The sequence below is a fragment of the Okeania sp. genome (assembly GCF_983059655.1).
The window spans coordinates 1-14,257 of record NZ_CEZPJD010000124.1; the positions used below are offsets into that span (position 1 = coordinate 1).

Sequence of the window (14,257 nt, forward strand, 5' to 3'; positions counted from 1 at the left end):
ACTGATAACTGATAACTGATAACTGATAACTGAAATGACTGAGTGATAATTTCCTAAGCTATGTTTCTACTAAATATAATTATTACTGATTGGCAGGTGAACCATGAGTAGATTACCCCTACATTTTTATTCCTTAATTATGGAATTCCGATACTCTAATTATCAATGAAAAAATCAGTAGCTTTTAGTGTATGACTTCCTTCTGAATAGGCAAATAAACTACCACTGCCAAACCCACTGTTACTGCCATTTTGGTTGTAATACAAATTGCCGTTGATTTGATTGTTTACAATCAAGTAAGCAATTTTTGTTGAATAAAAAGTCATGTGTATAGACGAGCAACCCCATCTAACTCTTACGATATCAGAATTTTTGTAAGGATGCAATGGAAATTCCTTTGAGCTGCGTTTTTTCGGAGCTTCAGAGAATGAGAAGTTTGGTAATTTCCTACTCAATAGCTATGGATGGAAAGATTTGATGAGGGATTAAGTAAGTAGCTTTTGAGCTTCAGAGAATGAAAATATTTCTAGTATTGCTCCTGGGAAAAAGTTCATGAATACTCGGTCGCGCAGCGGAACGGATCTTCTATCGCCTCTGAGTCAGGAAATTTAGTTGAATAAAAAGTCATGTGTATAGACGAGCAACCCCATCTAACTCTTACGATATCAGAATTTTTGTAAGGATGCAATGGAAATTCCTTTGAGCTGCGTTTTTTCGGAGCTTCAGAGAATGAGAAGTTTGGTAATTTCCTACTCAATAGCTATGGATGGAAAGATTTGATGAGGGATTAAGTAAGTAGCTTTTGAGCTTCAGAGAATGAAAATATTTCTAGTATTGCTCCTGGGAAAAAGTTCATGAATACTCGGTCGCGCAGCAGAACGGATCTTCTATCACCTCTGAGTCAAGAAATTTAGTTGAATAAAAAGTCATGCACATGGACGAACAACCCCATTTAAGTATAATGATATCAGAATTATTGTAAGGATGCAATGGAAATTCCTTTGAGCTGCAATTTTTTTCGGAGCTTCATAAAATGAAAATGTAGGTGGCATTGCTCCTGGGAAAAAATTCCTGAATACTCCATAGCCTAGAGCAGCAGTTATATCATGTCCGGTTGAATAGTTATAATTACAGCTCGTAGTATTGCTCTAGCAATAATATAGATATCTCAAGGGCTAAAGCCCTACTATAGCAATGAGCGCTGGTATATTTACAAATTGCAGGATGGGCCTAATAGCTAAAAGTCTTATATGATCAGCAATTTATTCCCCCTGTTGCCTGTTGCCTGTTGCCTGTTGCCTGCGCACAGCGCTATACAAACAAAAACTTTTTTGATCGCTAATTATCCGGACATGATATTAGTACATTTGCTACCCAAGCAGAGGAGATGAATAGTCAAATAATCCGTATATCCGTGTCATAATCCCTGTGGGCATAGAGTAACAGTCAACACATTTTCTGAAGCACCAAAGCAGAAAAGATAAGTAGTTAGCCAAGCATAAACGCACTAACCAAAAGACTTGAGATAGAAATATTTGACAGAGGAAGTGCGTTACATTTCATTAACGCACCCTACTTGACTGCCTTCTGCCTAAATCAAAGCCGCCATCTTCACATCATTAGTTGCCAATAACTCCTGTAACTCATCAGAGTCTACAGTCTCCTTATCAACCAACATCTCGGCTAACTTATCCAAAATATGACGGTTAGTTACTAATACTTCCTTTGCCCGACGATAAGCTTGCTCTACCAAATTGCGCACTTCATCATCAACAGCAGCAGCAGTTTCCTCTGAAAAGTCACGCTCTGCCATAATATCTCGTCCTAAGAACATATTACCATTCTGACGACCAAGAGCAACTGGACCAAGGCGATCGCTCATCCCAAACCGAGTCACCATTTGTCTGGCCACACGGGCTACCTGCTGTAGATCGTTAGAAGCACCAGTCGTTACCTCTTCATCACCAAAAATAATCTCCTCAGCAAGACGACCACCCAAAGCTACAGCCATCTGATTTTGTAAATAAGCACGAGAGTACAAACCAGAGTCCATCCGGTCTTCGCTAGGAGTAAACCAAGTCAAGCCACCAGCACGACCACGAGGAATAATACTAATTTTCTGTACTGGGTCATAATCAGGCATCAACGCTCCGACTAAAGCATGACCAGCTTCATGATATGCTACAAGTTCCTTGCGCTTCTCGCTCATTACTCGGTCTTTCTTTTCTGGGCCAGCTAATACCCGGTCAATAGCATCATTAACTTCGTCCATAGAGATTTCTGTTAAGTTGCGACGAGCTGCCAGAATAGCTCCCTCATTTAATAGGTTAGACAAATCTGCTCCAGTAAATCCAGGAGTTCGACGAGCAATTTTTTCTAGGTCTACATCTTTAGAAAGACTCTTACCACGGGCATGAACATTGAGAATTTCGAGACGACCTGCATAGTCAGGGCGGTCTACTACTACTTGACGATCAAAACGACCTGGTCGGAGTAGGGCAGCATCTAGAACATCCGGGCGGTTAGTGGCCGCAATAATAATGATACCTGTATTGCCTTCAAAACCATCCATTTCGGTAAGTAGCTGGTTGAGGGTTTGTTCCCTTTCGTCATTACCACCACCTAAACCAGCACCCCGTTGACGACCTACTGCATCAATTTCATCTATAAATACTATACAAGGAGCGTTAGATTTTGCTTGTTCAAATAAGTCACGGACCCGGGAAGCACCTACACCGACAAACATTTCTACAAATTCTGAACCGGAGATGGAGAAGAATGGCACCCCTGCTTCCCCAGCTACAGCTTTAGCTAATAAGGTTTTACCTGTTCCCGGAGGACCTACTAACAATACACCTTTGGGAATTTTAGCGCCTACTGCTGTGAAGCGGTCGGCATTTTTCAGGAAGTCTACAACTTCTGCTAGTTCTAGTTTGGCTTGTTCGATACCTGCTACATCGCCGAATGTAACTTGGGTTTGGGGTTCCATTTGAACTCTAGCTTTAGATTTACCGAAGTTCATGGCTTGGCTACCCGGTCCACTTTGGGCACGACGTAGTAGGAAGAACAGTCCCACCAATAATAGGATAGGGAAGAATAAACTGCTTAATGCTTTGACTAAGATACCTTCTTCATTCTGAGGCACTACGGAAATATCTACATTATTTTGAGTGAGAATGTTGATTAGGTCAGGGTCATTTGGTAGATTAACTTCGACGACAGTGCCATCGGCTACTTTTACTTTAGCTATTGTCCGGTCAGCACTTATAATTACTCTATCTACGTTATTACTTTCTACCTGTTGAATGAACTGACTATATTTCCAGGGTTCGAGAGTTTGAGATTGTTGCTCAAAAAATGTTGTTGCTAGGGCGATGACTACTATTGCTAATAGGGCATACAAGCCAGCATTTCTCCACCTTTTATTATTCACTAGGGTTGCTCCTCCTAATTTTTTTATACTATTGGGACTATTTTTTAATCCTGGTATATTAACTTATGTTAACTGATTTCTCATATCATACCACAGTGGTTAGAGTACATAATGTTGTTCGGTGATCGAGTAACTGGACTTTTAGATTTTTTACAATGAAAATGGCTTCAAATCCAGTATTAACAAGGGAAATACCTAAACTTGCTTAAAATGGCTGAAACGTAGATATACCAAGAAAACGTTTGATTTAAGGTAAAAACATTACTTTATAAAGGTTTGACCTTATTTTTAACCTGTTTTTTCCTAAAGTCCAGGTAATATGATGTTCGGTTGAATACTTAAATTTTGGAGTAAGGAAGGTAGCTATGTTGTCTGTGCAGGCAGCATTCCGCACCAAAAGGTAGTTATGTTGAATGGAAAAAAAGGCTTGAATGGAAAAAGTTTTTTTCTCACTAAGATTAGGATGGTGCAAAAAAACAGAAGTATCTAACAAAAAGTAAACTTGCCCAAAACTTTCTTCCCTTTTGCCCTATGCCTTCTTCCTTTGCATGACGATAATTTTCAACATCGACCTACTTAATTATCCAGACATGATATAAACGGTCATGGATTTAATTGTAAAACTTTAGAATTTATTGACCACTTTTTATATGAGACATCTCTAATTATAAAAAATCAAATTAATTATCGTAATAGATTCATTAATTTTTTCCGCCTACGACCTACTCCCTCTTTTTTGTAGATGTCTATGGTAATCTCAAAAAGTAGTTCTCATAATTTTTTACTATAGGTTATTTTAAGTAAACCCTTGTTTCTTTAATAGCTAGCTGAGAGTTATAGAATTATAGTGTTCTTACTTTTATACTATTGAATTGGTAATTGGCTGTAGAAGTTTTTTCTATCAGTTTCTCTAAATTCTCATCATATCAAATACCAATGCTCCAATAATATGGCTAATTTGAACTATCTAGAAACTTTAGGATGGCTCAATTTACTCAAAGAGGGAAAATTTATATAGCAATCCTAAATAAAAAGTAGATAAAAAAACTGAAACTCCTATCTGTTATCTGTTCCCTGTGCCCCAAAAGCGGTAAGATTTTTATACACAAATAAAATAGGATTGCTATAGATTACAATTATCATTCTCTTCCCTGGTATACTTATCTAGCTATTGAGTTTATTGAAGATAAGTTAAAGAATGATTTTCGAGTATTTGAATATGGGAGCAGACGGTCAACTTTTTGGTATGCTGACCGAGTCAAGTAGGTAATTTGTGTAGAACATAATCCTGATTATTTTGCTAATATTTCAACTTATATTTCTCAAAATGTGAAGCTAGTTTTGATATTTGATAGAAGATAGGCAAAGATATGTTGAGGAAATTAATAATTATGATTGTGGTGATTATTATTGATGGTATTGAGAAAGTTAAATGTGTTGAAATATGTAAAAAAATTATCACAAACTGGCTGGAGAGTCTTCTCTAATTTTGATAGAAAGGAAAATAATTTAGCAATATTTTTTTGAAAAATCAAGGATTTAAACGGATATATTTTTATGGTTTAGTCGCATCTCAAAAATCTAAAATTTGTACTTAGTTTGTTTGTCAAAGATATGATTTTTTGTCAGATTTAAAATTATTAAGCTAAAAATAATCTTGTTTGGGTATTTCTCTGGGTCAAGGTGAAGCAATGACTAAAAGACAAAATAAAAATCAAGGCAGTCAAGATGATCAAATTTTGGCTTGTTACGAAGCTATTAAAAATCAACCTTATGCTGCTGAAGCTTACCAAGAATTAGGGGATGTCTGTTATTCCCAAAGTCAAATTGAAAAATCTATTCGTTCTTACCATAAAGCAATACAATTACAACCAAATTTGGCAGTAGTTTATGCAAAATTAGGCAAAATTTATTCCCAAAAAGGTCAACTAGAGCAGGCGATCGCTTACTATCAAAAAGTTATTACGCTTGAACCAAAATCGCCATATATATATTGGAGTATTAGTCAAATTTTACAGCAACAAGGTAAATTATTTGAGGCTAAGATTTATCAGCAAAAAGCATTAGAAATAAAACCAGATCTAATTAGAAAATCTTATGCTTTGAATCAGCTAGATCTTAAACTTACTTTTTACTTAAATTGGGAAAATGGATTTTTTATTGAAGCTGGAGCGAATGATGGGATAAGTCAAAGTAACACTTTGTATTTTGAGAAGTACAAAAACTGGCAAGGTATTTTGATAGAAGCAATACCAGAGTTAGCAGAAAAATGTAGAATTAATCGGTCTAAGTCAGTGGTAGAAAATTATGCTTTGGTTCCTTTTAATTATGGTCAGGATTATATAAAAATGTACTATTGTAATCTCATGTCTTTTGTTGATGGAGCTATCAAGTCAGAGGAGGAAAAAAAAGTTCACTTAAAAGCGGGTTGTCAAGTTCAAAATATAAATCATAGTTATGAAATTGATGTACGAGTAAGAACATTAACTGCAATTCTTGACAAGTATGGAGTTGAAAATATAGATTTGTTTTCGTTGGACGTTGAAGGTTTTGAATTAGATGTGTTGAGAGGTATTGATTTTGATAAATACCGACCAAAATTTATGTTAATAGAAGTACGTTATAGAGATAGAAAAGCAATTGACTCTTTTTTAAGACCATTATATGAACCTATTGCAGTATTATCTAATTCTATACATCAGACTTTACCGGAAAGGTCTCATCAAGATATTTTATATAAAGCGAGGTAAGCATTTAGCGGTCAGCAGTCAGCTATCAGCTTTTATTAGGAGGTACTGATAACTGATAACTGATAACTGAAATTACCTCTTCCTTCTTCCTTATTAAACTAAAAATGACTCAATTTAAATTAACAACTCCTGTAGTTATAATTATATTTAATCGACCAGATACAACGGCAAAAGTATTTGAGGTAATTCGTCAAGTAAAGCCTCCTCAATTATTTGTAATAGCTGATGCTCCTCGCCTGGATAAATCTGGAGAAGTTGAGAAGTGTATAGCAGCAAGAAAGATAATCGATCAGGTTGATTGGAATTGTGAGGTTTTGACTAATTATTCTGAGATTAATTTAGGTTGTAGAGAACGTATTTCTAGTGGGTTAAATTGGGTTTTTAGTTTGGTAAAATCAGCAATTATTTTAGAGGATGACTGTGTACCTCATCTAACCTTTTTTCGATTTTGTCAGGAGTTATTAGAAAGATATCGAGATAATAATCAAGTAATGGCTATATCTGGAGATAATTTTCAGTTTGGTAATAATCCGACAGAATATAGTTATTATTTCTCTCGCTATCCCCATTGTTGGGGTTGGGCAACTTGGCGAAGAGCATGGCAAAATTATGATAATTCGATGCAGTTATGGTCGAAACTTAGAGATAGTAAGTGGTTAGAAAATATTCTACAAAATAGTAGGGAAGTTCAATATTGGTCGGAGATTTTTCAGAAGAATTATCAAGGGTTTAATTCTTGGGCTTATGCTTGGATATTTGCTTGCTGGAATCATCATGGTTTAACTATTTTACCCAAGGTTAATTTAGTTTCTAATATTGGTTTTGGTCAAGGTGCTACTCACACTTCTAGTATTAATAGATTTGCGAATATGTCTGTGGAGGAAATGATTTTTCCTCTAAGTCATCCTCCCTCTATTATTCGTAATATTCAAGCTGATGAATTTACAGAAAAAATAATGTTTAGTGGTGGTTTACAGATTCAAAATGTTCATTGCAAAGTTTGTGGTTCTATATCGCATCAATTTGATACGGCTAAGGTTTTAAATAAATATAATGTTGACTATTTTCAATGTTCTAATTGTGGTTTTGTACAAACGGAAAATCCTTATTGGTTAGCTGAAGCTTATAGGTCAGCAATTGCTAGTAGTGATGTGGGTTTAGTCTCTAGAAATCAGAATTTTTCTTTGATTACAGAAAATTTGATTCTTAACTTTTTTGATGCTAATGGTAAATTCCTAGATTATGGTTGTGGATATGGTTTATTTGTCCGCATGATGCGTGACTTGGGATTAGATTTTTATGGATATGATAAGTATTGCCAGAATATTTTTTATCAAGGATGGGAAGGAGAAATAGATAGGGAGGAGAAATATGAAATAATTACGGCGTTTGAAGTATTTGAGCATTTCATAAATCCTCTGGCAGAAATTGATAAAATACTTCAAAAAACGAGAAATATTTTATTTAGTACAAAGCTATTACCACCTGATAATCCTCGTCCTAATGATTGGTGGTATTATGCTTTGGAAGAAGGTCAACATATTTCTATATTTACCAAAAAAGCATTATCTGTAATTGCTCAAAAGTTTAAACTTAACTTATTTTCGGATGGAGAATCTCTGCACCTATTAACAGAGAAAAGTTTATCAAATCGCGAGTTTTACAGCATATTTAAGGTGGGTAGATATAAACCTGAGAAAAGGAAAGAACCTTTAACTGAACTAGACCATGAAAAAAATATAGAAAAAAAACAAAATAATCAGCAGCAATTGGATTTAAAGATTCTCATAGATGGTGTCTTTTTCCAAATAAATAATACAGGTATTGCTCGTGTCTGGAAATCTCTATTAGAAGTATGGTCAAAAGATAGTTTTGGTAAAAATATTTTAGTGCTTGACAGAGCAAAAACTGCACCTAAAATTCCTGGCATAAAATATCGTGTTGTACCCGGATATAACTACGGAAGAATAGATGCAGATCGTCAAATGTTGCAGAAAATATGTGATGAGGAAAATGCCGATATTTTCATTTCTACTTATTACACAACACCTATCTCAACGCCATCTATATTTATGGCTTATGACATGATTCCTGAAATTTTAGGAAAAAGTCTTAATAGTCCTTCATGGCAAGAAAAACATCGTAGTATTAAACAGGCAATTTCTTATATTGCAATTTCTGAAAATACAGCTCGCGACCTAATAAAATATTTTCCTCAAATATCTGCAAATTCTATTAGGGTAGCTCCCTGCGGAATTGAACCTAAATTTTCTAGAGCAACTCCTCAAGAAGTTACTAATTTTCGGTTGAAATATCATATTAATAAGTCATACTTTCTGATAGTGGGCGAAAGAGTAGGTTGGCTAGGCTATAAAAATACTATTTTATTTTTTCAAGCTTTTTCTAAATTCAAAAATTCTGCCAAATTTGACATTATTTGTATAGGTGGAAATCAAAAATTAGAGCCTCAGTTGAGCCAATATATTTCAGGTAATAAAATTCATCTATTAAAACTGAGTGACCAAGAATTAAAATTAGCTTACTCAGGAGCGATCGCTTTAGTTTATCCCTCAAAATATGAAGGTTTTGGGCTGCCTATTTTAGAAGCAATGGCTTGTGGTTGTCCGGTTATTACTTGTAAAAATGCTTCAATTCCAGAAGTGGCAGGAACAGCGGCTTTATATATAAATGATAATGATATTAATGGGTTGGTAAATGCTTTGGATGAAGTCCAAAAATCTGAAGTTCGGGAAAAGTTAATTACTGCTGGTTTAGCACAAGCTCAAAAGTTTTCTTGGTCTCAAATGGCTAAGATTATGACTGATGTATTTATTCAGACTTTTCATCAAATTAAAGTAAAGGAATTATCTGTTATGGAAGGTAAGAAAAATTTAGGCAAAATTCAATTTCCAGTAAATCATGAGCAGTTAGAAATGCAGCGCCATTTTTGGAATGTTAATTCTCTAGATGAAGCTATGTTTGGGCGAGTGTTAGCTTACAGCGGAATAGATACTCTTTCCCCAGAAGAAAAAAAGCAAGCTTGGGAAAGGTCGATCGAAAATTGGGTGCCACAAATTTTGCAAGGTCTCCCTGTTAAACCAGAGTGGAAGGTATTAGAAATTGGTTGTGGTGTTGGTCGTCTTATTAAGTATTTACGAGAAAATTTTGCACGGGTAGATGGTGTAGATATTTCGGAAAAAATGATTCAGTTTGCCAAGCAATATTTGGCAGATGGAAAACTGAATGGAGAGGTATATGTTAATAATGGCTATGATTTACAACAGTTGTCTGATGAATATTACGACTTTGTTTTTTCGACGATAGTTTTTCAGCACATCCGTTCTATTTCTGTTGTCAAAAGTTATTTTCGTGAAATATTTCGGGTATTGAAACCAGGGGGATATTTTAGAATTCAAGTACATGACCACAGTGCTAAAAGTTTAGGAAATTTTGATGAAGAAGGGGCGAAAGATAAGCAATATTATTTTTCTGGCAATGCTTATACTGAAGAACAGTTAAAAGATTTATTAATGGCAGCGGGGTTTAATTTAGTTTATTTAAAATCTGCTAAACCTTGGATTTGGGCAACGGTAAGGAGAGAACAACAAGTAGAAGTAGGTATAGAAAAAATTCCTCGAATAGCTACTCTGAAAAATAATCAAATGGGTATTGAATATCCAGAAATTAATCCATTGCCAGATAGTAATTATCGACCGTTTTGGTCTGTGATGATTCCTACTTATAAAAAGGTCAAATATTTAGAGCAAACTCTCAAGAGTGTATTGCAACAAGCACCTCCTCCAGAGGAAATGCAAATAGAAGTAATCAATGATTGTCCCGATAGTAAAATTCAAACTGAAATAGAAGCAATTGTCCGAAAAGTAGGGGGAGAAAGGGTTAATTTTTATCGACATTTTCCCCAAGATATTGGTCAAGCTCCAATTTTTAATATTTGTCTACAAAGAGCAAAAGGATATTGGGTTCATCTACTCCATGATGATGATTTTGTCTTGCCTGGTTTTTATGAAAAACTGCGTCGTGGAATAGAAAAAAATACGACAGTAGGAGCAGCATTTTGTCGCCACTATTATATAGATGAAAATGACCAAGAAAAGTTTTTATCTGTGTTGGAAAGAGATACTCCTGGTATTGTAGAAAATTTCTTAGAAAAGATTACTGTTGAGCAACGTATTCAAGTTGTGGGAATGGTTGTTAAACGTGAAACTTATGAACAATTGGGTGGTTTTTGTGCCCAAGCTGCTTCGGCCGCTGATTGGGAAATTTGGAAGCGAATAGCTGCTTTTTATCCTATTTGGTTTGAACCGAAAATTTTGGCTTGTTTCCGTTTACATTTTTTTTCAGAAACTTACTCCTTAATCAAGTCTGGCGGTAATATAGAAAATGCGAGGAAAGCTATAGAAATTACTCAAACTTATTTACCAAAAAATATGGCTGAAGAATTATCGAATCAAGCTAAGGAAAATTATGCTATAGAAGCAATGAGAATGGCTGCTTCTATGTTGAAAGGAGGTTATACTAATGGAGCGATCGCTCAAATGCGTGAAGGTCTTAAATGCAGTAAGTCTTCCTCTGTAATTAATTTATTGGTTTCCATTTTGATTAATGCAGAAACGGAGGCTGAAACTTCTTTAATTCAGACAACAAATCAGCAAGTAGTATCTTTAGAACCTCAGTTAATAGAACAAGAAAAACCTGTAGATAATATTGAAACTAATTTATTACCTTCGCTGGCAGAAGTTAATCAAGAAATTCAAATTTACCAACAAAACCATTTGGATAAATCTGCTTTAGTGAAGTTGCAGGAAATTAGAAAAAAAATTGCAGATTTTTGTTTAAGTATCGATACCTTAGAAAATTTAAAAATTGCCTATATAGGAGAACCAGGTCAAATACATAAAGCCTTATTAAAAAGCAGTATTAAAAACGAAAGCTTAAACGAAAATGAGCAAAAGTTTGTCACTGAAATAAAAGCAAATATTGCTAAAGGATTTAATCAAGCTTTAGACATTAAACATCTTTTAGCCGGTATGCTTTACCAAAGAGCAGATCGACTAGAACTTAAATATGAAAAAGCTCCCATTCCTAACTGGTTTGCTACACACTATTTAAAATTTATGTTTGCCTCTCCTCAACTATTCCAAGAAATAGGAGAAACAGATAATTACTATCATTTTATGAATGGATGGTTGAGTTATGTTCATAATAATATATCCACAAATCCCGACTCCGAATTATGGCAAGCGATCGCCTCATTTTTTGTAGAAAATGCTAATTGGATACCTATATATTTTACGAATACACCAAATTTAAAAAATCTCTACGTCAAACGGGCAGAAATTATCGAATTTGTTCTTAAAAATAGTGGCTTCCAGTTAGATTATACGATGGAGTCTCGCCCTGATGACCGTAAAAAAATTCGCTTGGGAATTCTCAAAGATCACTATTCTCCCCAAACAGAAACATACTCTTTACTCCCAGTATTTGAATATTTAGACCGGAGTAAATTTGAGATATTTCTTTATGCAATAAAATCTAGCGGACATCCCTTAGAAAAATATTGTCAAAGTCGTGCCGATAAATTCCTAGAATTACCAAACGAAATAAAAAATCAAATACAAACTATTCGTGGCGACAATCTCGATCTTCTATTTTTCGCTTCTAATATTACTGCTACTATCAAAAATTCTACCTTACTGGCAATTAACCGACTAGCAAGAGTCCAGGTAACATCTATTAATTCTCCCACTACTACCGGGATGAAATCCATAGACTATTATATCTCTGGCAAATTAACCGCCCCGACTGAAACAACCCAAGAACACTATAGGGAAAAATTGGTCAACCTAGAAGGTTCCGGACTATGTTTCCGAGACCCCATTGCCGACGCTCTTCCAGTCGTCCAACCTAACCGCTCCAGTTGGGGGGCAAGCGATGAAACCACCATCTTTATTTCTGGTGCTAATTTCTACAAAATCATACCCGAGATGCGGGAGACTTGGGCAAAAATTCTCAGTGCAGTGCCCAATTCTATTTTAGTCCTGTATCCCTTTAATCCCAACTGGACAAATTCTTATCAAGTCAGACCTTTTATCCAACAAATGCGAGCTACTTTAGAACGACATGGTATTGATAGTCAGCGCTTGGCCATCATTAAAGCACTACCAAGCAAATCAGATATCAAAAAATGTTTAGAGTTAGCAGATATATATTTAGACTCTTTCCCCTACGGTGGAGCAACTTCTCTAGTAGATCCCTTAATGGTAGGACTACCGCCAGTTGTCGTAGAAGGAAATGCCTTAAGGTTTAGGCAAGCGTCCGCTTTGTTACGGGAAATTAATATCGAGGATCTTATTGTTGATGGAGAAGAGACTTATATTAATTTAGCGGTGAAACTGGCAACTAATTCCGAGTGGCGACAACAAAAGCGCCAAGAAATTCAAGAAAAAATGCGGCAAAATCCTTCATTTTTAGACAGTCTTAGTTACTCTACAGAGATAGGTAAATTATTTCAAAAATTATTCCATGAATGGCAGAATATTCACGCGCCAAAAACTATAGAATCTACAGATAAAAATTATTTAACTTCTGAATTTATCAATCGTTTAATTGGTTGTGTAAATCTCTATGAAATTGACCCTACTGACCAATCTTTAATAGAAGAATTACGTGAAATTCGTAAACAAATAGCTGATTTTTGGTTAGCTGTAACTCCTCAAGAATTAGAAACTACTTATCAAGGCAAAATTAGACAAGCATATCAAGCTTTATTAAAAAGTGGAATTCAAAACGAACCTCAGACTGAAGATGAACAAAAATTTCTCAAAGAATTAGCTGAAACAAGTATGGGTTTAACTAATCCAAAAGCTATTAATACACTTTTAGGGGCAATGTTATATTTTCCTCCAAGCAAAATGTTAGTCCGAGATGCTAAAAATCGTTTACCTCAGTGGTTGATAGAAGATTATAAACAGATATTTGAAAGTCGAGAAGTTGCCCAGAAGTTGGAAAAAACTTTTAAATCTAAATCTCCTCATCTACTAGAAAATTCTTCAGTCACAACTGCTGAAGTTAAACCGGAAAAAAATGTAGTTTTAACAGCAAATCAAACAGATGATGTAGACATTTCACAGCAAAAATTTATCAATCAATTATTAGGCAGTGTGAATCTTTACTATATTGATCCATCTGATGAATCTGTAGTTCAAGAGTTGCGTAAAATCAGAAAACAAATGGCTGATTTTTGGATAAATTTAGAACCACAAAAACTAGAAACTTTTTACTCAGGAAAAATGGGGAAAGCTTATCAAGCATTACTCAGTAGTGGGATGCAAAATCAAGCATTAACTAGTAACGAACAAGCATTTCTACAACAGTTAGCCACTCAACTTGCCAAAGGAATAGAAGCACCAAAAGCTATAAATTATTTATTAGCAGCAATGTTATATTGTCGTCAAGGACAATTACAAATTCAGGATATAACTAAATTACCTCAATGGTTGCTTAAAGATTATCAAAAATTTGCGGTAAATTGATGATTTTTTTCAATCAAATTATTGTGCTAAGTAGATGGATAAAATTATTTGTGTATTTACTAATCAACGATATTCTTTTTGCCTGTTGCCTACCTTTTCCATAGCAATGAGCGCTCAGATATTTACAATGTCCAGCTTAAAATACAGTAAGTGAAAAGGTGTACAAAAAATAATGTGTAAATATGCCAGCGCACATTGCTATATTAAATTAATTCTTTGATTTCCAGATATTTATAATTACTCAAAGCTAACCTATTTATTTAGCGGCGCACTTTATTTACACAAAATTCAATATGAATAAATATACTAATATCACCGATTATTATGATAGTTTTACTGATTATTACGACCTTTTGATGACCCAAGGCAATTATGATTATCAAGGAATGGCTAATGCAGTCTATTCTTTGATGAAATATGGTCAGAAAAAAATACTTGAATTAGGTGTAGGAACAGGATTATTTGCTGAAAAATTATTGCCTCTTGTTCCCGAAGCTGAATTTACAGGAGTAGATATTACC

Annotated in this window: 5 protein-coding genes; 3 read left to right on the top strand and 2 right to left on the bottom strand. The window is 34.8% G+C overall.

Features of this window, described 5'->3' with window-relative positions; all coding sequences use genetic code 11:
- Positions 1-155: 155 nt before the first annotated feature.
- Positions 156-326: a hypothetical protein gene (locus tag AC3DU7_RS09785; RefSeq protein WP_488039161.1), complete on the bottom strand. Its 171-nt coding sequence runs from the start codon at positions 324-326 to the stop codon at positions 156-158.
- Positions 327-1,591: 1,265 nt separating this feature from the next.
- Positions 1,592-3,433, bottom strand: a complete 1,842-nt coding sequence (gene ftsH3 / locus AC3DU7_RS09790) for an ATP-dependent zinc metalloprotease FtsH3 (protein WP_488039162.1) — start codon at positions 3,431-3,433, stop codon at positions 1,592-1,594.
- Positions 3,434-5,124: 1,691 nt separating this feature from the next.
- Between ftsH3 and AC3DU7_RS09795 the strand changes: the two genes are divergently transcribed.
- The 3 genes from AC3DU7_RS09795 to AC3DU7_RS09805 all read left to right on the top strand — a co-directional run.
- Complete coding sequence (locus tag AC3DU7_RS09795; protein WP_488039163.1) at positions 5,125-6,183, top strand: FkbM family methyltransferase; 1,059 nt, start codon at positions 5,125-5,127, stop codon at positions 6,181-6,183.
- Positions 6,184-6,287: 104 nt separating this feature from the next.
- Positions 6,288-13,736 carry a methyltransferase domain-containing protein gene (locus AC3DU7_RS09800; RefSeq protein WP_488039164.1) on the top strand — a complete coding sequence of 2,483 codons (7,449 nt, stop codon included), beginning with the start codon at positions 6,288-6,290 and terminating at the stop codon, positions 13,734-13,736.
- Between the two features lie 293 nt (positions 13,737-14,029).
- Positions 14,030-14,257: class I SAM-dependent methyltransferase (locus tag AC3DU7_RS09805; RefSeq protein ID WP_488039165.1), on the top strand; the 228-nt coding region annotated here is incomplete at its 3' end.

Coding starts and splice junctions, on each gene's coding strand:
- AC3DU7_RS09785 (WP_488039161.1), bottom strand. CDS start 326: ATGACTTTTTATTCAACAAAAATTGCTTACTTGATTGTAAACAATCAA.
- AC3DU7_RS09795 (WP_488039163.1), top strand. CDS start 5,125: ATGACTAAAAGACAAAATAAAAATCAAGGCAGTCAAGATGATCAAATT.
- AC3DU7_RS09800 (WP_488039164.1), top strand. CDS start 6,288: ATGACTCAATTTAAATTAACAACTCCTGTAGTTATAATTATATTTAAT.